General features: G+C 71.7%; 18 protein-coding genes. 16 read left to right on the top strand and 2 right to left on the bottom strand.

What is annotated here, in order from left to right:
- Window positions 1-28 precede the first annotated feature (28 nt).
- The 5 genes from trpS to AB0D32_RS02465 all read left to right on the top strand — a co-directional run bounded on the left by trpS (window position 29) and on the right by AB0D32_RS02465 (window position 3643).
- Entirely contained in the window at window positions 29-1054 is a 1026-nt protein-coding gene (gene trpS, locus AB0D32_RS02485; protein ID WP_357083591.1) for a tryptophan--tRNA ligase, read from the top strand.
- Between the two features lie 45 nt (window positions 1055-1099).
- Window positions 1100-1657 carry a 2'-5' RNA ligase family protein gene (locus AB0D32_RS02480; RefSeq protein ID WP_357083588.1) on the top strand — a complete coding sequence of 186 codons (558 nt, stop codon included), beginning with the start codon at window positions 1100-1102 and terminating at the stop codon, window positions 1655-1657.
- A 125-nt stretch (window positions 1658-1782) separates the two neighbouring features.
- Window positions 1783-2706, top strand: a complete 924-nt coding sequence (locus tag AB0D32_RS02475; RefSeq protein ID WP_357083585.1) for a YhjD/YihY/BrkB family envelope integrity protein — start codon at window positions 1783-1785, stop codon at window positions 2704-2706.
- A gap of 8 nt (window positions 2707-2714) precedes the next feature.
- Window positions 2715-3089 carry a GntR family transcriptional regulator gene (locus AB0D32_RS02470; RefSeq protein ID WP_357084199.1) on the top strand — a complete coding sequence of 125 codons (375 nt, stop codon included), beginning with the start codon at window positions 2715-2717 and terminating at the stop codon, window positions 3087-3089.
- 110 nt (window positions 3090-3199) lie between these two features.
- On the top strand, window positions 3200-3643 hold the full coding sequence (locus AB0D32_RS02465) for a hypothetical protein (RefSeq protein WP_357083582.1): 444 nt from the start codon (window positions 3200-3202) through the stop codon (window positions 3641-3643).
- 152 nt (window positions 3644-3795) lie between these two features.
- Here the strand turns inward: AB0D32_RS02465 and AB0D32_RS02460 are convergent, their stop codons facing one another.
- A complete protein-coding gene (locus AB0D32_RS02460) occupies window positions 3796-5430 on the bottom strand; it encodes a glycoside hydrolase family 13 protein (RefSeq protein WP_357083579.1) in 1635 nt (544 codons plus the stop codon).
- A 241-nt stretch (window positions 5431-5671) separates the two neighbouring features.
- Window positions 5672-6751 carry a LacI family DNA-binding transcriptional regulator gene (locus AB0D32_RS02455; RefSeq protein ID WP_357083576.1) on the bottom strand — a complete coding sequence of 360 codons (1080 nt, stop codon included), beginning with the start codon at window positions 6749-6751 and terminating at the stop codon, window positions 5672-5674.
- A gap of 198 nt (window positions 6752-6949) precedes the next feature.
- On the opposite strand from AB0D32_RS02455, the gene AB0D32_RS02450 reads away from it, so the two are divergent.
- The 11 genes from AB0D32_RS02450 to AB0D32_RS02400 all read left to right on the top strand — a co-directional run bounded on the left by AB0D32_RS02450 (window position 6950) and on the right by AB0D32_RS02400 (window position 21416).
- Window positions 6950-8203 carry a maltose ABC transporter substrate-binding protein gene (locus AB0D32_RS02450; RefSeq protein WP_357083573.1) on the top strand — a complete coding sequence of 418 codons (1254 nt, stop codon included), beginning with the start codon at window positions 6950-6952 and terminating at the stop codon, window positions 8201-8203.
- The gene (locus AB0D32_RS02445) at window positions 8203-9843 is read left to right on the top strand and encodes an ABC transporter permease subunit (RefSeq protein WP_357083570.1); all 1641 of its coding nucleotides are present in this window, start codon (window positions 8203-8205) and stop codon (window positions 9841-9843) included. The genes AB0D32_RS02450 and AB0D32_RS02445 overlap by 1 nt, the downstream gene beginning before the upstream one ends.
- Window positions 9844-9956: 113 nt before the next feature.
- Window positions 9957-10766 (top strand): ABC transporter permease subunit, encoded by an 810-nt coding sequence (locus AB0D32_RS02440; protein WP_357084196.1) that lies wholly within the window; start codon window positions 9957-9959, stop codon window positions 10764-10766.
- Between the two features lie 210 nt (window positions 10767-10976).
- Entirely contained in the window at window positions 10977-12788 is a 1812-nt protein-coding gene (locus AB0D32_RS02435) for a glycoside hydrolase family 13 protein (RefSeq protein ID WP_357083567.1), read from the top strand.
- Between the two features lie 418 nt (window positions 12789-13206).
- The gene (locus AB0D32_RS02430) at window positions 13207-13548 is read left to right on the top strand and encodes a hypothetical protein (RefSeq protein ID WP_266317150.1); all 342 of its coding nucleotides are present in this window, start codon (window positions 13207-13209) and stop codon (window positions 13546-13548) included.
- Between the two features lie 277 nt (window positions 13549-13825).
- Window positions 13826-14890 (top strand): BMP family ABC transporter substrate-binding protein, encoded by a 1065-nt coding sequence (locus AB0D32_RS02425; protein ID WP_357083564.1) that lies wholly within the window; start codon window positions 13826-13828, stop codon window positions 14888-14890.
- A gap of 170 nt (window positions 14891-15060) precedes the next feature.
- Window positions 15061-16665, top strand: coding sequence for an ABC transporter ATP-binding protein (locus AB0D32_RS02420; RefSeq protein ID WP_357084193.1), 1605 nt, complete (start codon window positions 15061-15063; stop codon window positions 16663-16665).
- Window positions 16662-17993, top strand: a complete 1332-nt coding sequence (locus tag AB0D32_RS02415; protein WP_357083561.1) for an ABC transporter permease — start codon at window positions 16662-16664, stop codon at window positions 17991-17993. The genes AB0D32_RS02420 and AB0D32_RS02415 overlap by 4 nt, the downstream gene beginning before the upstream one ends.
- 3 nt (window positions 17994-17996) lie before the next feature.
- Window positions 17997-19277, top strand: coding sequence for an ABC transporter permease (locus AB0D32_RS02410; protein ID WP_357083558.1), 1281 nt, complete (start codon window positions 17997-17999; stop codon window positions 19275-19277).
- Between the two features lie 14 nt (window positions 19278-19291).
- Complete coding sequence (locus tag AB0D32_RS02405; protein WP_357083555.1) at window positions 19292-19996, top strand: cytidine deaminase; 705 nt, start codon at window positions 19292-19294, stop codon at window positions 19994-19996.
- Between the two features lie 139 nt (window positions 19997-20135).
- Window positions 20136-21416 (top strand): thymidine phosphorylase, encoded by a 1281-nt coding sequence (locus tag AB0D32_RS02400; RefSeq protein ID WP_357083552.1) that lies wholly within the window; start codon window positions 20136-20138, stop codon window positions 21414-21416.
- Window positions 21417-21442 lie beyond the last annotated feature (26 nt).

Genomic DNA, 21442 nt, shown 5'->3' with positions numbered 1-21442 from the left:
ACCGGGCCTTGCTGACAGAATTGCCGCCATGTCCGACGTTCCCGCCCGTCCCCGCGTCTTCTCCGGCATCCAGCCGACGGCCGACTCGTTCCACCTCGGCAACTACCTGGGCGCCGTGCGGCACTGGGTGGCGTTGCAGGACACCCACGACGCCTACTACTGCGTGGTCGACCTGCACGCGATCACGGCGGGGCACGACCCGAAGACGCTCAGGCACCGCACCCGGATGGCCGCCGCGCAGCTCTTCGCCGTCGGCCTCGACCCGGAGCGCAGCACGCTCTTCGTGCAGTCGCAGGTGCCCGAGCACTCGCAGCTCGCCTGGGTGCTGGGCTGCATCACCGGGTTCGGCGAGGCGAGCCGGATGACGCAGTTCAAGGACAAGTCGCAGAAGCAGGGCGGCGAGCGGGCGAGCGTCGGCCTGTTCACCTACCCGATCCTCCAGGCCGCCGACATCCTGCTCTACCAGGCGAACGCCGTGCCGGTGGGCGAGGACCAGCGCCAGCACCTGGAGCTCTCCCGAGACCTGGCGCAGCGGTTCAACTCGCTGTTCGGGCAGACCCTGACGGTGCCCGCGCCGCACATCGTCAAGGACACCGCGAAGATCACCGACCTTCAGGACCCGACGGCCAAGATGTCGAAGTCGTCCTCGTCGCCGGCCGGCATCGTCAACCTGCTGGAGGATCCGGCCCGCTCGGCCAAGAAGATCCGCTCCGCGGTCACCGACACGGGACGGGAGATCGTCTTCGACACCGAGACCAAGCCCGGCGTCTCCAACCTGTTGACCATCTACTCCGCGCTGAGCGGCCGGAGCATCGACGACCTGGTCGCCGCGTACGCGGGCAAGGGCTACGGCGACCTGAAGAAGGACCTCGGCGAGGTGGTGCGGGAGTTCGTCGGCCCGATCCAGGAGCGCACCCGGACCTACCTCGACGACCCGGCACAGCTGGACAAGCTGCTCGCCGCCGGCGCGGAGAAGGCCCGGGTGCTCGCCGGGGCGACGCTGCGCACCGTGTACGAGCGGGTGGGCTTCTTCCCACCGGTGCGCGGCGAGTAGCGCCCCGGCGCGACGGTGAGGGCGGACGGGTCGGTGGCCGGAGGGATGGCGCACAGCGTGGATCGCAGGAACGGGGCGCAGGACGCCGGTGACACCATCGAGATCGGCATCGCGGTGGACATCCCGGAGCCGTGGGGCGGCATGCTCACCCGGCGCCGGGTCGAGGCCGGCGACCCGCGGGTCGTGCCCGCGCACGTGACCCTGCTCGGGCCGACCGAGATCCCGGTGGCGGCGCTGCCGGTGGTGGAACGGCACCTCGGCGCGGTCGCCGCCGCCCACCTGCCGTTCACCCTGCACCTACGGGGCACCGGCACGTTCCGGCCGGTGACCCAGGTCGTCTTCGTCGCGGTGGCCGCCGGGATCAGCGAGTGCGAGCTGCTCGCCGCCGCGATCAGCGCCGCCCCCGAGCTGCACCGCGAGACGCGCTTCCCGTACCACCCGCACGTCACGGTCGCGCAGGACGTCGCGCCGGAGGCGCTGGACAGGGCGTACGAGGACCTGGCCGACTTCTCCGCCATGTTCGAGGTCGAGGCGTTCACCCTCTTCTCGCACAGCGGGCAGACCCGGTGGCAACCGCGCCGGGACTTCCGGCTGGGCGGCTGAGCGGTCGCCCGGGTGCGCCACGGCGTCCACGCCACCGACGCCGGCCCGCGGTGTACGACCGCCGCCCGGCGTGGGCTGCCGTCCGGTTGCCGGTGCACGGGCGGGAGATCGGCGAGGATGACGGCGTGAACGTGCTGGGCCGCATCGAGGCGGGCATCGACCGCCGGATCAGCGCCATGCGCCGCCGGTGGGGCGCCGCCGACCACCTGTGGCGGGCCGGCGTGCTCTACACCGACGTGCTGGGCGGGCGGCTGGCCGCCGCGATCGCCTACTACGGATTCTTCGCGGTCTTCGCGCTGGCGCTGGTCGGGTACTCGATCTTCGGGGCCATCCTGGAGGACAACGACGAGGTCAGCGCCGCGGCTGCGGGCTTCCTGCGGGAGAACCTGCCGTTCCTCGACCCCGTGCAGATCGCCGACAGCAGCGGCACGGTCGGGGTGGTCGGCCTGATCATCCTGGCGTTCACCGGGATCGGCTGGATGGAGGCGATCCGCTCCTCCCAGCGGCTGATGTACGGGCTCAACCAGCAGCCCGGCAACCTGGTGGTCCGCCGCCTGGTCGACCTCGGCGTGCTGGTGGTCGTCTTCGTGCTGCTCGGCATCTCGGTGGCGGCGGTGGACGCCCTGGAGTCGCTGCTGCGCTTCCTGCTGCGCAGCACCGGCTCGGTCGGCCTGACCACGGTCAGCGCGGTGCTCAGCGTGCTGGTCAACGCGGTGCTGGCCACCCTGCTGCTGGTGGCGGTGCCGAGGCTGCGGATGAGCCGGTCCCGGCTGCGTCCGGTGGTGCTGCTGGTCGCGGTCGGCATCACGCTGCTGAACACCGTGGGGCGCTACTACGTGGTGCGCACCGAGCGGAATCCGGCGTACACGGTGGTGGCGGGCGCGGTGGGGCTGCTGCTCTACCTCTACCTGCTCAACCAACTGGTGCTCTTCGGCGCGGCGCTGGCCGCGACCAGCCCGCGCGGCCGGGTGGTGGACCTGGCGGCGGGCCCGGTGCCGGCCGACCTGGACGTGGACACGGGTCCCGGCACCCCGGGCGGGGCCGGATGAGTGGGGGAGTGGGCGTGCGGATCTCGGTCGACCAGGCATCGGCGGTGCCGCCGTACGAGCAGGTGCGCGGTCAGCTCGCGGCCCTGATCGGGACGGGCCACCTGGCGGTGGGCACCCGGCTGCCGACCGTCCGACGGTTCGCGGCGGACCTCGGGCTGGCCGTCAACACGGTGGCCCGGGCCTACCGGGAGCTGGAGGCGGCCGGCCTGCTGGAGACCCGGGGCCGGCACGGCACCTTCGTCGCACCGGGGCGCGACGATGCGACGGACCGGTTGCAGCGGGTGGCGGCCGACTACGCTGCCGAGGCTGCCCGGTTGGGCGTGCCGCCCGCGGCGGCGCTGGCCCTGGTCCGCGCGGCGCTGGACGCGACACGACCGGGCTGAGGGCGCGGTGGCGCTCGGGTCACCGCCGACGACAGCGGTGACCGTCCCCGGCGGCGGTGATTAGGGCGAATGCCACCCGGGTCTCCGGTGGTACGGACCATGATGGGCGCGTGGGCGCACTCGTGACACTGGACCTGCCGGACGACTCGCCGATGCTCGGCCTGCCGTGGATCATCACCATCGGCCCGCTCGGCGACGTCGACGAGTGGGAGCCGGTGGTCTGCGGTCCCTACGAGCGCCCGCAGGCGCTCGCGCTCGCGGAGGCGGTGGTGGCCGAGGAGCAGTTGATGGCGGTGGTCGAGCCGCTGCTGCCCGCGGTCTCGGTCGAGGAGATCCGGGGCGAGATCGCTGCGGCGCAGGTCGCCGCCGAGGACGAGACGGCGCAGATCGAGGAGGCCGACCTCTACGGCGACTTCGAGGACACCATCGACGAGGAGCTGGAGGCGGCCGCCGCGGAGGACGACCGCGTGGGGCCGCCCGCCCCGCCCACCGAGGCCGAGCTGCGGGCCGGTTTCGAGCGCATCGCCGCGAAGCTCACCGGCAGGGCCGACTGAGCCGACGGGGCGCGTCCAGACGGACGCCGGCGCCCCGGAGCGGACTCCGGGGGCGCCGGCGCCACCTCACCCCCCACCACAAGGGGTCGATGGCCCGGCCGCCCGTCGGCGCGGGGCACAACGGACGACCAGGTCGATGACGGGTTACCCGCTCAGCGCCGTTCGAACCACGCTGCCGCGTCGACCGGGAGCCGGTGGCCGGAGCCCTGCCCGGTGAGCGGCTCGCTGGCGGCGATCGGCGCGCCGTACCCGTCGATCAGGGCCGGCGCACCGCTGATGTTGACCACGCAGGTCAGCACGGTGTCGCCGGCGGCGCGGCTGAAGGCGAGGACCCCCGGCCCGGCCTCCAACCAGGTGACCCCGCCCGCGTCGGCGGCCAGCGCCGGGTGGTCCCGGCGGATCCGCAGCGCGGTGCGGTAGAGCTCCAGCGTCGAGCCGGGCACGCCGGCCTGGGCGGCGACCGAGAGGGCGCGCCAGGTCGCCGGGGCCGGCAGCCAGCTCAGCTCGCTGCCGGCCGGCCCGAAGCCGTACGGGGCCAGCTCACCGCTCCACGGGATCGGCACCCGGCACCCGTCGCGGCTCTCGCCGGTACGCAGGAACGCCGGGTCCTGGCGCAGGTCGTCCGGCAGGTCGAGCACCTCGGGCAGGCCCAGCTCCTCGCCCTGGTAGATGTAGGCGCAGCCGGGCAGGGCGAGCATCAGCAGGGTGGCGGCCCGCGCCCGGCGCAGCCCCTCGGCGCCGTCGCCGTAGCGGGTGACGTGCCGCTGCTTGTCGTGGTTGGAGAGCACCCAGGTGGTGGGGGCGCCGACGATGGTCGACTCGGCGAGCGCGGTGTCGATGACCTTGCGGAACGAGTCGGCCGACCAGGTCGCGTCGAGGAAGTCGAAGCTGAACGCCTGGTGCAGCTCGTCGGGGCCGATGTAGCGGGCGAGGCGCTGCGGGGTCTCGGCCCACGCCTCGGCGACCGCCATCCGGCCGCCCGGGTAGCTGTCCAGGATCGGCCGCCAGGCGCGGTAGATGTCGTGCACCTCGTCCTGGTCGAAGTAGGGCAGCCGGCCCTTGCCGAGCAGTTCCGCCTGGCGCTGGCCGGTGGTCATCGAGTTGAACCCGACGTCCGGCAGCCCCTCGGCCTTGATCATGCCGTGCGCCACGTCGATGCGGAAGCCGTCCACGCCCCGGTCGAGCCAGAAGCGCAGGACGCCCTCGAACTCGGCCCGGACCTCCGGGTGACGCCAGTCCAGGTCCGGCTGGGCCGGGTCGAACAGGTGCAGGTACCACTGGCCGTCGGCGATCCGCGTCCAGGCGGGGCCGCCGAAGATGCTCTCCCAGTCGTTGGGGGGCAGTTCGCCGTCCTCGCCGGTGCCCTCGGCGAAGAGGTAGCGCGCGCGCTCGGGTGAGCCGGGCCCGGCGGCCAGCGCCGCCTGGAACCACGGGTGCGCGCTGGAGGTGTGGTTGGGCACCAGGTCGACGATGATCCGCAGCCCGAGGGCGTGCGCGTCGGTGATCATCGCGTCGAAGTCGGCGAGGGTGCCGAACATCGGGTCGACGTCGCGGTAGTCGGCGACGTCGTACCCGCCGTCGATCATCGGCGAGGTGTAGAACGGGGTCAGCCAGAGCGCGTCCACCCCGAGGTCACGCAGGTACGGCAGGCGCTCGCGGATGCCCTGGAGGTCGCCGACACCGTCACCGTTGGAATCGGCGAAGCTGCGTACGTAGACCTGGTAGACGACCGCGGAGCGCCACCAGTCGTCGTCGGAGGTCGGCGGTGCGGGGTGGCTGACGGTCATCTCGGGCGTTCCCCGTTCTGTGGCGCGGCACGGCTGCACCCGGCGTAGTCGCGGGTGCGGGTTGCGATGTGTCTGAGCAGAATGCCGCGCACCTCTGCAAGAGTCAAGCATTCCTTGCGCAAGAACCGACGCCGCCTCCGCCCTGCCGCCCGCGATCTTGCAATTCTGGCCTCGACAAAAGGTGCGTACGCCGCGAGTCGCGGGCCGAAAGTGCAAGATCGGCGAGGCGGGGGAACGAACGTCAGGCCGGGACGGCGAGCGCGGGGGGTGCGGGGCGTGAGGGGCGCGGGGGGGCCGGAGCGGGGCGTGTGGGGGCCACCGCGGTGGAGCCGCGCACCACCAGTTCGGGGCGGAAGACGTACTCCGAGTGCGGGGCGGCGTGCCCGTTGATCTCGTCGACCAGGGCCCGGACGGCGGCGACCGCCATCGCGGCCACCGGCTGGCGCATGGTGGTCAGCGGCGGGTCGGTGAAGGCCATCAGCGGCGAGTCGTCGTAGCCGACCACCGAGAGCTCCCCCGGCACGGACATGCCGCGCTGCCGGGCGGCCCGGATCGCGCCGAGCGCCATCAGGTCGGAGCCGCAGACGATGCCGGTGACGCCGCGGTCCAGCAGGCGCGCGGCGGCGGCCTCGCCACCCTCCACACCGAACAGGGAGAGCTCGGCCAGTTCGTCGAGGCCGGCCTCGTCGACGCCGACCAGCCGGCCCATCGCGGCCCGGAAGCCGGCCACCCGGCGCTGCACCGGCACGAACCGGTCCGGGCCGGTGATCAGGCCGATGCGGCGGTGCCCGAGCGCCACGAGGTGGGCCACGGCCAGCTCGGTGGCCTCGCCGTCGTCGCAGGAGACGAAGGGCGCGGGGATGCCGGGCGCGTAACCGTTGATCATCACGACGGGCAGCGGGCGGGCGATCAGGGCCCGGTAGCGGTCGTGGTTGGCGGAGGTGTCGGCGTGCAGGCCGGAGACGAAGACTATTCCGGAGACCTGCCGGTCGAGCAGCATCTCGACGTACTCGTCCTCGGTGACCCCGCCGGCGGTCTGGGTGCACAGCACGGGGGTGAAGCCGCTCTGCGCCAGGGTCGACTCGATCACCTGGGCGAAGGCGGGAAAGATCGGGTTGTCGAGTTCGGGGACCACCAGGCCCACCAGGCCGGCGCTGCGCTTGCGCAGCCGGGCCGGGCGCTCGTAGCCGAGCACGTCGAGGGCGGTCAGTACGGCCTGCCGGGTCTCGGGGGCCACTCCCGGGCGGTCGTTGAGCACCCGCGACACCGTGGCCTCGCTGACTTCGGCCTGCTGGGCGATGTCGGACAGTCGAGCGCGCATGGGCGCACTGTAGCTCACGGGCAAGTTCTTGCGTACGCCTCTGCAAGGTCTTCCATTATCTGCAACCTCTTGCTAACGTCCCCGCAACACGCGAGAGCAGCGGCGCAGCACGCCGGGCGCCGGTTGGCAAGAAACTTACAGAGCTTCCACTGGCGGATCGCCCTCCCCCCGGGGGCCGCCATGACGACAGGAGTACCGATGCGCATCCGTACCACGGGTGTGGTCGCCGTCCTCGGACTGGCCCTCGCCGCCTCGGGCTGCGGCAGCGACAGCAGCGACGAGCCGGCCGCGAAGGAATCCACCAAGGCCGCCGCCGGCGGCAAGCTGGTGATCTGGGCCGACGACAAGCGCACCGCAGCCCTCAAGCCGTTCGCCGAGAAGTTCGGCCAGGAGAACGGCGTGACGGTCGAGGTGCAGGCCGTCTCCAAGGACCTCCAGACCAACTTCGTCACCGCCTCGCAGCAGGGCAGTGGCCCGGACGTCGTGGTCGGCGCGCACGACTGGATCGGCAACCTCGTTCAGAACGGCGCCATCGACCCCGTGCAGCTCGCCGCCGAGCAGAAGAGCGGCTTCAACGAGACCGCCGTCAAGGCCGTCACGTTCAACGGCCAGGTCTACGGCGTGCCCTACGCCATGGAGAACCTGGCGCTGATCCGCAACACCGAGCTGGCCCCCGAGGCGCCCAAGACCGTCGAGGACCTGGTGGCCGCCGGAAAGAAGCTCAAGGCCGAGAAGAAGGCCAGCGAGATCCTCTGCCTCCAGTCCGGCCAGAACGGCGACGCCTACCACATCTACCCGTTCTACACCTCCGGTGGCGGGTACCTCTTCGGCACGGCCGCCAACGGCGACTACGACCCGAAGGACCTGGGCGTGGGCAAGCCGGAATCGATCGAGGCGTTCAAGAAGATCGCCAAGCTCGGTGAGAAGGGCGAGGGCGCGCTGAAGCGCTCGATCACCGGCGAGAACTCGATCGCCACGTTCACCGGCAAGAAGTGCGCCTTCCTGGTCTCCGGCCCGTGGGCCGTCGCGGACGCCAAGAAGGCCAACATCTCCTACGACATCTCGCCGGTCCCCGGCTTCGCCGGCGGCAAGGAGGCCCAGCCGTTCGTGGGCGTCCAGGCGTTCTACGTGGCCGCCAAGGGCAAGAACAAGGCCCTCGCCCAGGAGTTCGTGGCCAACCACGTCACCACCCCCGAGCTGGCCGTGGCGCTCTACAACGCCGAGCCCCGCCCGCCGGCGCTGACCGCCGCCCTCGACCAGGTCAAGGGCACCGACCCGGACCTGGCCAAGTTCCAGGAGGCCGGCAAGAACGGCCAGGTGCTCCCGGCCATCCCGGCCATGGCCACCATCTGGGACCCGTTCGGCAAGGCTGAAGCCGCCATCATCGGCGGCGCCGACCCGGCCACGACGATCACCGCGGCCGGCAAGACCATCTCCGGCCAGATCAAGTAATGACCACGTCGCTGTCCGGCCCGGGGGCTGCCACCCAGCCCCCGGGCCGGGAGCCCGTCGGCCCCGGGCTCCCGGGCAAGTCCCGCACCGCGCGGCACCACGCGCCGACCACCACGACCGGTCTGCTCGGCAAGGTGCTCCTGCTCGGCCTGACCGCCGGGATCGCGGTCTGGGCGGCCTTCCCGCTCATCGAGGCGGAGAAGTGGGTCGGACTGGCCGTCCTGGCCGCCACCACCGCCGGGCTCTTCTACCTCTACCTGACCCGCCGGCACATCCCGGCGAAGTACCTGGTCCCCGGAACGCTGTTCCTGATCGCGTTCCAGGTGGTCCCGGTGCTCTACACGGCGAGCACCGCCTTCACGAACTTCGGCGACGGCCACCGTGGCACCAAAGAGGACGCGATCGTCGCCATCCAGACCGCCTCCGTCAAGCAGGTGCCCGGCTCCGCCGAGTACGCCCTCTCCGTCGCCACCCAGGGCGACCCGGCGACCGGCCCGCTCGTCTTCCTGGTCAGCGACCCGGGCACCGGCACCGTCTCGGCCGGCGACGCCGGCGGGCTGCGCCAGCTCGACCCGGCCGACGTCACCGTGGCCCCGGGCGGAAAGGTCACCGCCGCCGACGGCTACACCGTGCTCAACTTCGGCCAGGCCAGCGCCCGCAGCCAGGAGATCACCGACCTGGTGGTGCCGACGTCCGGCGGCGCGCTGCGCTCCGCCGGCCTGTCCCGCGCCTACGAGGGCAAGGCGGTCCGGGCGTACGACGCCGGCTGCGACTGCGTCAGGGACACCGAGACCGGCAGGACCTGGACGGCGGACGAGGACACCGGTGCGTTCGTCGCCGCCGACGGCGAGCGGCTGGCCCAGGGCTGGAAGGTCACCGTCGGGCTCGAGAACTTCTCCCGGGTGCTCACCGACCCGGCCATCTCCGGCCCGTTCTTCGGCACGCTGCTGTGGAACTTCGCCTTCGCCGTCGGCTCCACCGGCGGCACGTTCATCCTGGGCATGTTCATCGCCCTGGCGCTGCACTCGCCCCGGATGCGGGGCACCAACCTCTACCGGATCCTGCTGATCCTGCCGTACGCCATGCCGTCCTTCGCGATGCTGCTGGTCTGGCGGGACATGTTCAACACCGACTTCGGGCTGATCAACAACCTGTTCGGGCTCGGGGTGGACTGGTTCGGCCAGGAGTGGTCGGCCCGGATCGCGGTGATCCTGGTGCAGCTCTGGCTCGGCTACCCGTACATGTTCCTGGTCGCCACGGGCGCGCTCCAGGCCATCCCGAAGGAGCTGACCGAGGCGACCTCGGTCGACGGGGCGTCGCCGTGGCAGTCGTTCCGGGCGGTCACCCTGCCGCTGCTGCTGGTCGCGCTCTCCCCACTGCTGATCGCGTCGTTCGCGTACAACTTCAACAACTTCAACGCGATCTACCTGACCACCGAGGGTGGCCCCTTCCCGGCGGACAACCCGACGGCGGGGGCGACGGACCTGCTGATCACGTACACGTACCGGCTGGCCTTCGGGGCGCAGGGCGCCCAGTTCGGCCTGGCGGCCGCAGTGTCGATCTTCATCTTCACCATCGTCGCGGTGGTGTCGGCGGTGAGCTTCCGGCGCACCCGTAAGCAGGAGGAGGTGTACTCGTGACCTCGCTTCGCGGCACCCCGGTCGCGGGCGGCGCGACCGGCCCCGCCCCGGCCACCAACCGCACCGCGGGCCGGCGTCGCAACCGTTGGTTCGCCCAGGTCGGCTGGCGTCACCTGGTCGGCGTGCTGGCGGTCGCGTTCAGCCTCTTCCCGATCCTGTTCGTGCTGTCGGCCGCGCTCAACCCGCTCGGCACGCTCTCCTCGACGGAGCTGCTGCCGACCGGGGCGTCCCTGGAGAACTTCACGAACCTGTTCGACCGTACGGCGTTCGGCTGGTGGTTCTTCAACTCGCTGCTCATCGCCGGGGTGGCCTCGTTCGCGTCGGTCTTCCTGTCGGCGCTGGCGGCGTACGCCTTCTCCCGGATGCGGTTCTCCGGGCGCCGGGTCGGGCTGCTGTCGCTGCTGCTGATCCAGATGTTCCCGCAGTTCCTGGCGATCGTGGCGATCTTCCTGATCTTCACGACGATCACCGACCTGTGGCCGGCGATCGGCTTCAACACGCCGTGGGGCCTGCTGCTGCTCTACCTGGGCGGCGCGCTCGGCGTGAACACCTGGCTGATGAAGGGCTTCTTCGACACGCTCCCCCGGGAGCTGGACGAGTCGGCCACGATGGACGGCGCCACGCACGCCCAGGTCTTCTTCCGGATCATGCTGCCGCTGGTGGCGCCGATCCTGGCGGTGACCGGCCTGCTCGCCTTCATCGGCACCATCAACGAGTTCCTGATGGCGAACGTCTTCCTGACCAACAGCGAGTCGAAGACCCTCGCGGTCGGCATGTTCGGCCTGGTGGCCGGCGAACGCAACAACAACTTCGGGATCTTCGCGGCGGGCACCCTGCTCACCGCGATCCCCACGGTGCTGGTCTTCCAGATGGTCCAGCGCTACATCGTCTCCGGCCTCACCGCCGGAGCTGTCAAGGGATGAATCGGATGGGTGGCCGCCCTCCCACGGAGGGCAGGGTCAGCGTGCCGGCTCCGCCGGCCTGACCCCCCACCGATCTTCCGTTCGCTGCGGCAAGGGCGTCGGCGTTCGACGTACACCGGAGCAGTCACGGATCGACCGCCGCGGTCGGGGAACCGGCCGCGGCGGGAGACCCCTTTCTCTCCCCGTCCGATCGACGCGAAAGGCACCGCCATGTCCCTGTTGCCACACCACGACGGATCCGCCCTGTACGTCCCCGAGCAGGAACCCGCGCTCGGCGACACCGTCGACGTCTTCGTCCGGGTGCCGGCCGGCGCCGACGTCCGGCAGGTGCACGTGCGCACCACCGGCGACGGCGAGCCCCGGTTCACCGAGGCGGTCATCGACCGCACCGACGACGGCGACGTCTGGTGGCGGGTCCCCGTCGAGGCCCGCAACCCGGTCAGCAACTACCGGTTCATGCTCACCGGCCGCCGCGGCCACCGCTGGCTGAACGCCGCCGGCGTGGTGCGCCACGACGTGCCCGACAACGGCGACTTCAAGCTGGTCACCCACGCCCCGCCACCCGCCTGGGCCCGCGACGCGGTGATCTACCAGATCTTCCCTGACCGGTTCGCCCGCTCCGCCGCCGCCGACGGGCGGGAACTGCCCGACTGGGCCGTCCCGTGCGACTGGGACACCCCCGTGATCGGTCGAGGCCCGGAGACCCCCCGCCAGTTCTACGGCGGCGACCTGGACGGCGTCACCGAGCGGCTGGACCACCTGGACCGCCTCGGCGTGAACACCGTCTACCTGACCCCGATCTTCCCGGCCCGCTCCAACCACCGCTACGACGCCGCCAGTTTCGACACGGTGGACCCGCTGCTCGGCGGGGACGCCGCGCTGGCCCGCCTCGCCGACGCCGTACGCGCCCGGGGCTGGCGGCTGCTCGGCGACATCACCAGCAACCACACCGGCGACGCGCACGAGTGGTTCACCCGGGCCGCCTCCGACGTGTCCGCGCCCGAGCGGGAGCTGTACTACTTCGACGAGGCGACCGGGGACTACGAGTCCTGGAACGGGGTCACCTCGCTGCCGAAGCTGAACTGGGGCAGCGCCGAGCTGCGCCGGCGCTTCGCCACCGCCGACGACTCGCTGCTGCGCCGCTGGCTGCGTCCGCCGTACGGGCTGGACGGCTGGCGGGTGGACGTGGCGAACATGACGGGGCGGCGGGGCTCCGACGCGTACACCCACGAGGTGGCGGCACTGCTGCGCGAGGTGGTCGTCCGGACCCGGGCCGACGGGCTGCTGATGGCCGAACACGGCCACGACCACACCGGCGACCTGGACCGCGACGGCTGGCACGGCACGATGAACTACGTCGGCTTCACCGACCCGGTCTGGTCCTGGCTGCGGCACGGCGACCAGCCCGTACCGAACTTCCTCGGCACGCCCGGCGGGGTGCGTCGCCGGGACGCGGACGAAGTGCTCGCCACCATGAACGCCTACCGCTCGCTGATCTCCTGGCGGTCGTACACCCACTCGTGGCAGCTCCTCGGCTCGCACGACTCCGCCCGGATCAGGACGGTGGTCGGCGACGCCGCCCGGCAGGAGGTCGCCGCTGGCCTGCTCGCCACCATGCCCGGCACTCCGATGATCTTCGCCGGCGACGAGCTGGGCCTGACCGGCAGCAACGGCGAGGGCTCGCGTACCCCGATGCCGTGGCACCGGCCGGAGAGCTGGGACGCCTCGACGTTCGCCAGCTACCGGGCGCTGGTCGCGCTGCGCCGGGCCGAACCCGCGCTGCGCCACGGCGGCCTACGCTGGCTGCACGCCGACGCGGACACACTGGTCTACCTGCGCGAGGCCCCGACCGGCGCGGTACTGGTGCTGGCCCGTCGAGCAGCCGGTGAGCCGGTCCGCCTGACCGGGCTGAAGGCGGCGGAGAACGTCCACGGCGGCGCACCCGCCCTGCGCCCCGACGCGGACGGCACGATCACCCTCCCGGCAGACGGCCCCACCTTCCAGGCCTGGCGCCTCCCCTAATCACCCCACCCCACCCCACCCCTCCGCTCCGCCCTCCCGCCCCGCCCCTCCCGCCCCGCGCCTCCCCCCGCCCCGCGTGGCCCCGTTCCCGCGATCTTGCACTTGTGGCCCTGACAAGAGGGGCATATACCGCAAATCGAGGGCGCAAAGTGCAAGATCGCCGGGGCGGGGCGGGGCGGGGCGGGGCGGGGCGGGGCGGGGCGGGGCGGGGCGGGCCGGGCCGGGGCGGGCCGGGCCGGGGGGAGGCGCGACGCGGGGCGGGGCGGCCGCTCGCCATCCTGGCCGGGTGCGTGCTGGTGGTGCGCCGCTTGGCCACCGTCGCCGAGGCGTCCTCGCCCCGTCGGTGTCCGGGAACGGGCGACACGCGCTGATCAGCCCCGCTACTACAATCCGTCGTTGATAGGGGAGGATGGTGCGCGTGGAAGCTCTGAGACTGATACTGCGCTACGTCCATCTGATCGGTTTCGCCCTGCTGCTCGGCGGCGCGATCGTCCAGTACATCAGCGGAAAGCTGCGGATCAACCCGGCCATGCTCTGGGGTGCCGTGATCATGCTGCTGACCGGCATCGGCCTCTCCGCGCCGCTGCGCGACGGCAACGAACCGGACCCCGCGAAACTTGTTACCAAGTTGGTGCTCGCCATACTGATCTTCGTCATGGTCTTCTTTTCCCGGAAGCGTGACGTGGTCAACCGCGGGCACTTCCTGGCAATCGTCGGGTTGACCCTGGTCAACGCGGCGGTGGCGGTCTTCTGGCGGTAGCGTCACCGGCAGGGGACGACACGCAGAACCGGACGTTTCGCGGTACCTCGCCGCGCACTCACCAGCACCGAGAGTGATCTGCCCCACCTAAGGGTTACGTAGGGGTAACAGGCGCTCAACAGTCGTGCACGATTGTCGGCCGGTGGGTGGGCGCGGGCGTACGCTCCCGTCCGTAACGTGGGATGCCGGCGGCGTAGCGCAGGCCGGCTCAAAGGGCTGCCACCGTGCAGGACGCGGTGTGCAATGGGAAGGAGACGTCTTGCGCTCTGTGCGTGGGATGCGGATTGCCTCCGTCTTCGCGATGGGTGGGCTCGTGCTGAGCGCTGCCGCGTGTGGCGAGGCTCCCGAGGAGAACAACAACGCCGGCAGCGGCGACAAGAAGTACAGCGCCTGCATGGTGACCGACGTCGGCGGCATCGACGACAAGTCGTTCAACACCTCCGCCTGGAAGGGCCTGGAGGAGGCCAAGAAGGCCAACCCCAACATCGACATCAAGTACGTCGCGTCGAAGGCCGAGGCGGACTACGAGGTCAACCTGACCCAGTACGTCAACCAGAAGTGCGACTTCGTCCTGGCCGTCGGCGGCCTGATGGGTGACGCCACCTCCAAGATCGCCAAGGCGAACCCGAACCAGCAGTTCGGCATCGTCGACGCGAAGGTCGCGGAGACCAACGTCTACCCGATGCAGTTCGACACCGCCCAGGCCGGTTTCCTCGCCGGTTATCTGGCCGCCGGCATGACCAAGAGCGGCACGGTGGGCACCTACGGCGGCCTGCCGATCCCGCCGGTCACCATCTTCATGGACGGCTACGCCGACGGCGTCGCGCACTACAACAAGACCAAGAGCAAGACGGTCAAGGTCGTCGGCTGGGACAAGGCCACCCAGAAGGGCTCCTTCACCAACGACTTCGTCAAGCAGGACGAGGGCAAGAAGGTCAGCGACGCGCTGGTCGCCCAGGGCGCCGACATCATCATGCCGGTCGCCGGCGGTTCCGGCCTCGGCACCACCGGCGCCGCGAAGGCGTCCGGCGGCAAGTACAACACCATCTGGGTGGACGTCGACGGCTGCGAGAGCACCCCGGACTGCTCGGCGATCCTCACCACCGTCGAGAAGAACATCCCGGGCGCCGTCAAGGAGGCCGTCGTCAAGGCCGCCAACGGCGAGAAGCTGTCGCCGACCCCGGGCTACCTCGGCAACCTGTCCAACGACGGCGTCGGCCTCGCCCCGTACCACGAGTTCGACAGCAAGGTCCCGGCCGAGCTGAAGGCCGAGATCGACAAGCTGAAGGCGGACATCGCCGCCGGCACCGTCACCGTCACCTCCGCGGCCCAGCCGAAGTGAGGCTCCGCCGGCCGACCATGGTGAGACGATCACCCGGGTAGGCCGGCGACCGGTACAGCACGAAGATCCGGCCGCCCCGGCGTCGCGGGAAAACCCTGCGGCACCGGGGCGGCCGATCCCGCTCCACCCGACGACGGCCCCGCGCCGCGAGCGGTCCACCGGCAGCTACGCTGCACCATCGCTTCGCACTCCAGGAGGTTGCGCTGAGACTCGAACTGCGCGGCATCACCAAGCGGTTCGGTGATCTGGTCGCCAACGACCACATCGACCTGACGGTGGAGCCTGGAGAGATTCACGCCCTGCTCGGCGAGAACGGCGCGGGCAAGTCGACCCTGATGAACGTGCTCTACGGGCTCTACCAGCCCGACGAGGGCGAGATCCTGGTCGACGGCGCGCCGCTGAAGCTGAGGGGGCCGTCCGACGCGATCGCGGCCGGGATCGGCATGGTGCACCAGCACTTCATGCTGGTGCCCGTCTTCACCGTCACCGAGAACATCATGCTCGGCGCCGAGCAGGTCCGGGGCGGCATCGCCGGCTTCCTGGACCGGCGGCGGGCCCGGCGTGAGGTCGCCGAGGTCTCCGAGCGGTACAACCTGCGGGTCGACCCGGACGCGGTGATCGAGGACCTGCCGGTCGGCATCCAGCAGCGGGTGGAGATCGTCAAGGCGCTCACCCGCGACGTCGACCTGCTCATCCTCGACGAGCCGACGGCGGTGCTCACCCCGCAGGAAACCGAGGAACTGCTCACCGTGATGCGGTCGCTCAAGGCCGCCGGCAAGTCGATCGTCTTCATCACCCACAAGCTGGGCGAGGTCAAGGCCATCGCCGACCGGATCACCGTGATCCGGCGCGGGAAGACCGTCGGCACCGCCTCGCCCGAGGCGAGCCGGGACGAGCTGGCCGCGCTCATGGTCGGCCGCAGCGTCCGGCTCACCGTGGAGAAGGAGTCCGCCACCCCCGGCAAGCCGATCCTGGAGGTCTCCGGCCTGGTCGTCGACGACGACCGGCAGATCCGGGCGGTCGACGGGATCGACCTGACCGTGCACGCGGGCGAGGTGCTCGGCGTCGCGGGCGTGCAGGGCAACGGCCAGACCGAGCTGATCGAGGCGATCATGGGGCTGCGCCCGACGCTCGCCGGCACGATCGCGCTCGACGGCCAGCAGGTCAACGGCTGGTCGACCAAGAAGGTGCTCCGCGCGGGCGTCGGCTACGTGCCCGAGGACCGCAGCGTCGACGGCCTGGTCAAGGAGTTCTCCGTCGCGGAGAACCTGGTGCTCGACATCTACGACCGGCCGCCCTTCGGCAAGGGCCTGGCGCTCAAGCCGGACGCCATCGCGAAGTCGGCGAAGGAGCGGATCGAGCAGTTCGACGTCCGCACCTCCTCGGCCGACGCGCCGGTCGGCACCCTCTCCGGCGGCAACCAGCAGAAGGTCATCGTGGCCCGGGAGCTGTCCCGGCCGCTGAAGCTCTTCATCGCCGCCCAGCCGACCCGCGGCGTCGACGTCGGGTCGATCGAGTTCATCCACAGCCAGGTCATCCGGGAGCGGGACGTCGGCACCGCCGTCATGGTGGTCTCCAGCGAACTCGACGAGGTGATCGGCCTGGCCGACCGGATCGCGGTGATGTACCGCGGCCGGGTCATCGGCATCGTCGGCCCGGACACCCCGCGCGAGGAGATCGGCCTGCTGATGGCCGGCATCACCCCTGACGCGGCCCCCGCCGCCACCGGCACGGAGCCCGCTGCCGAGAGCCCTGGTAACGAGGACGAGGCATGACCAACCCCAAGCCCCCTTCGGGCTCCCCGGACAAGGACCCGGCGACCGAGGCGCAGGCGGCGGAGGCCGCGCTGGAGAACACCGAGCGCGCCGAGCCGGCCACCACCCCGAAGGCGCCGGCCCCGGAGGCGAAGCCCTCGCTGGGCCGGCTGTTCCTGGACAATCTCTGGGCGGCGAACACCTTCACGGTGACCCTGCTGTCGCTGGTGCTGGCGATGGTCGTCGGCGCGCTGCTGATGATCGTCTCCGATCCCGAGGTGCTGGCCACCTACAGCTACATCACCGCCCGGCCGGCCGACGCGCTGAACGCGAGCTGGACGCTGGTCAGCGAGGCGTACGGGAACCTGTTCAAGGGCGCCGTCTTCGACCCCGAGGCGGTCGGCTTCCAGGCGGTGATGAGCCCGATCTCGGAGACGCTCACCTACACCGCGCCGCTGGTCTTCACCGGCCTGTCGGTGGCGCTGGCCTTCCGGGGCGGCATGTTCAACATCGGCGCCCAGGGCCAGGCCATCGTGGGCGTGATCATGGCCGCGCTGGCCGGCTTCGTGCTGCCGCTGCCGCCCGGCCTGCACCTGCTCGTCGCGGTGCTCGCCGGCGCGCTCGGCGGTGCGATCTGGGGCTTCATCCCGGGCATCCTCAAGGCGCGGGCCGGCGCCCACGAGGTGATCAACACGATCATGCTCAACTACATCGCCGTGTACTTCCTGACCTGGATCATCGTGCAGAACGGCGTCCAGGACCCGAACCGCTCGGACGCGATCAGCCGCCCGGTCGACGGCTCGGCCCAGCTGCCCCGGCTGCTCGGCGACGGGCTGCGGGTGCACGCCGGCATCATCCTGGCGGTGCTGGCCACCTGGGCGGTCTGGTGGCTGCTCAACCGGTCCACGCTCGGCTTCGAGCTGCGCGCGGTCGGCGCCAACCCGGACGCCGCGCGGACCGCCGGCATCAGCGTCACCCGGACGTACGTCCTGATCATGGTCTTCGCCGGGATCCTGGCCGGCCTCGGCGGCTCCAACATGGTGCTCGGCTCCACCGCCAGCGCGCTGACCCCGCTGGTGGCCGCGCAGATCGGCTTCGACGGCATCCTGGTGGCGCTGCTCGGCCGGGTGAAGCCGTGGGGCGTGGCGCTGGCCGCGCTGCTCTTCGGCGCGCTCCAGGCCGGCGGCAACCGGATGCAGTCGTACTCGGGGATCTCGCTGGAGCTGGTCACCGTGCTCCAGGCGCTGATCGTCATCTTCATCGCCGCGCCGGCCCTGGTGAAGGCGATCTTCCAGCTCCGGGCCGCCCGCGCCGCCCGGTTGCAGACGAGCCTGGCGAAGGGCTGGTAACTCATGTCCACCATGGCTGTCGAAGACGTCGCGGTCGCCGAAGTCGACCAGGGTTTCTGGACCCGTACCCGCAAGGTCGGCGCCGTGCTGCTCGGGCTCGGCCTGCTGGCGACGGTGCTGTTCGGGGCGCTCGCCACCGGTGAGCAGGCCCGCTTCACCCTCAGCGAGGACTCCGCCGGCGCCGCGCTGAAGATCGACGGCACGCTCGGCGCGATCCTCTTCGGCCTCGTCGCGGTCGCCGCCGGCGTCGCGATGCTCGCCGGGCTGCCGAAGCGCTGGTTCACCCTGGTGCTCGGCGTCGGCCTGCTCGGCTTCGTGCTGTCGTTCCTCTGCTGGCAGGTCTCCGCCGCGCCGGCCGGGCAGAACTTCATGCCGCTGGTCAACATCATCCGGGGCACGTTCCTCCTGGCCCTGCCGCTGATCTTCGGCTCGTTGGCCGGCGTGCTCTGCGAGCGCTCCGGCGTGGTGAACGTGGCCATTGAGGGGCAGTTGCTGATGGGCGCCTTCAGCGGTGCACTCTTCGGCAGCCTCTCCGGCAACGTCTGGGTCGGCCTGGTCGCCGCGGCGATCGGCGGCGCGTTCATCTCGCTGCTGCTGGCCGTCTTCTCGATCCGCTACCTGGTCGACCAGGTGGTCATGGGCATCGTGCTCAACCTGCTGGCCGTCGGCGTCACCGGCTTCCTCTACGAGCGGCTGATGCAGACCAACGCGCAGAAGTACAACAGCGCACCCCGGTTCAGCAACTGGGAGATCCCGCTGCTGTCGGACATCCCGCTGCTCGGGCCGGCGCTGTTCCGGGGCAACATCTTCCTCTACCTCGGCCTACTGCTGGTGCTGGTCATCCACATCGCGCTGTTCCGCACCCGGTGGGGCCTGCGCACCCGCTCGGTCGGCGAGCACCCCACCGCCGCCGACACCCTGGGCGTCAAGGTGCTCGGGCTGCGTTACCGCAACGTGCTGCTCGCCGGGGTGGTCGCCGGCATCGGCGGCGCCTCCTACACGCTGGCGCTCTACTCGTTCAGCAAGAACATGATCGGCGGCAAGGGCTTCATCGCCCTGGCCGCGTTGATCTTCGGCCGGTGGAGCCCGACCGGGGCGCTGCTCGCGGCGCTCTTCTTCGGCTTCGCCGACCAGCTCGCCACCTACCTGGGCGCGATCAACAGCGTGATTCCGAACCAGTTCCTGGCCATGCTGCCCTACCTGGCGACGATCCTGGCGGTGGCCGGGCTGGTCGGCCGGGTCCGGGCGCCGGCCGCCGACGGCAAGCCGTACATCAAGGGCTGACGGGGGAGCACCACATGGAGATCGACTGGGAGCGGCTGCGGGCCGCCGCGACCGAGGTGATGCGGCACGCGTACGTGCCGTACTCGAAGTTCCCGGTCGGGGCGGCCGCCCTGGTGGACGACGGCCGGGTGGTGGTCGGCTGCAACGTGGAGAACGCCGCGTACGGCGTGGTGCTCTGCGCCGAGTGCGGGGTGGTCTCCTCGCTGCACGCCACCGGCGGCGGCCGGATCGTGGCCCTGTCCTGCGTCGACGCCACCGGCGAGCCGCTGATGCCGTGCGGCCGGTGCCGCCAGCTGCTCTGGGAGCAGGGCGGCCCGGAGTGCCTGATCGAGGCCAGGGGCGGGCCGCTGCGGATGGCCGAGCTGCTGCCGCACGCCTTCGACGTGGCCGACCTGGAGGCCGTGACCGGGGAGGCCCCGGTGCCCGTGGTGCCGGATCGGCTGGCCGCGTGGCGCGGGCGCGGCACGGTCTTCGCGCACCCCGACCTCTCCGCCGGCCAGCAGGTCTGGACGGCCTATTGGGAGCGGTCCGCGGGCGACAGCGAGGGTGCCGAGACCGGTGTGCTGGAGGAGGGCCCGAGCTGGGGCGACCCGGCGGAGGCGATCACCTGGGGCCTGGCCCGTACGCCCCGGGTGGTGGTCGTGGACGCGGCCGGCAGCATCTTCTGGGCCGGCGAGGGTGAGCCGCCGATGGAGATTCCGGTTCGCTGGGCGGGTTGAGCTCAAGGCCGGCTGGGGCCTGCCGTGCCCGGCTCCGGGCGGTCAGGCTTGATCCCTCCGCCGGGCACGGCAGGCCCCAGCCGTCGGTGGTCACGGTGCGCGAATCGGTATCGCCATACGAGTAGGGAAGTCCTTTGTGATGAGTGGGTTTGCGGCGGTTGATGTTATTCGGGTGAAGCGGGACGGGGGAGTGCTCTCCGACGCGCAGATCGACTGGGTGGTGGACGCGTACACCCGGGGGGTGGTCGCCGACGAGCAGATGTCGGCGCTGGCCATGGCGATCCTGCTGCGCGGCATGACCGGGCCGGAGATCGCCCGGTGGACCGCCGCGATGATCGCCAGCGGGGAGCGGCTAGACCTCTCCGCCGTCGACCGGCCGACCGTCGACAAGCACTCCACGGGTGGTGTCGGCGACAAGATCACCCTGCCGCTCACCCCGCTGGTCGCCGCCTGCGGCGCCGCGGTGCCGCAGCTCAGCGGCCGGGGCCTCGGGCACACGGGCGGCACCCTGGACAAGCTGGAGTCGATCCCCGGCTGGCGGGCGGCGCTGAGCAACGAGGAGTTCACCGCCCAGCTCCGCGACATCGGCGCGGTGGTCTGCGCGGCCGGCGCGGGACTCGCCCCCGCCGACCGCAAGCTGTACGCGCTGCGCGACGTGACCGGGACCGTCGAGGCCATCCCGCTGATCGCCAGCTCGATCATGAGCAAGAAGATCGCCGAGGGCACCGGCGCGCTGGTGCTCGACGTGAAGGTCGGCTCCGGCGCGTTCATGAAGTCCGTCGAGCAGGCCCGCGAGCTGGCCCGGACGATGGTCGAGCTGGGCGGCGCGCACGGCGTGCGGACCGTCGCCCTGCTCACCGACATGTCCACCCCGCTCGGCCTGGCCATCGGCAACTCCGTCGAGGTGACCGAGTCGGTCGAGGTGCTCGCCGGGGGCGGGCCCGCCGACGTGGTCGAGCTGACGCTGGCGCTGGCCCGCGAGATGCTCGACGCGGCCGGGCTGCCGGACGCCGACCCGGCGGCCGCCCTGCGCGACGGCCGGGCCATGGACTCCTGGCGGGCGATGATCCGCGCCCAGGGCGGGGACCCGGACGGCCCGATGCCGACCGCGAACGAGGTCGAGGTGGTCCGCGCGGACGCGGACGGCTTCGTCGCGGCGGTCGACGCGTACGCCATGGGGGTGGCCGCGTGGCGGCTCGGCGCCGGGCGGGCCCGCAAGGAGGACCCGGTCAGCGTGCCGGCGGGGGTGGTGCTGCACAAGCGTCCGGGCGACCCGGTGCGGGCCGGCGATCCGCTCTACGAGCTGCGCGCCGACGACGCCGCCCGGATCCCGGCGGCGCGGGACGACGCCGCGCGGGCGGTGCGGATCTCACCGGCCGTGCCCGCCGCGACGCCCCTGGTCATCGAGCGGATCGGCTGAGCGCAACGGTCGCCGGGGCGGCATGG

It is taken from the genome of Micromonospora sp. NPDC048170 (genome assembly GCF_040652795.1).
In the GTDB taxonomy this organism is placed as follows: Bacteria; Actinomycetota; Actinomycetes; order Mycobacteriales; family Micromonosporaceae; genus Micromonospora.
This window is presented reverse-complemented; position numbering and strand designations above follow the sequence as displayed.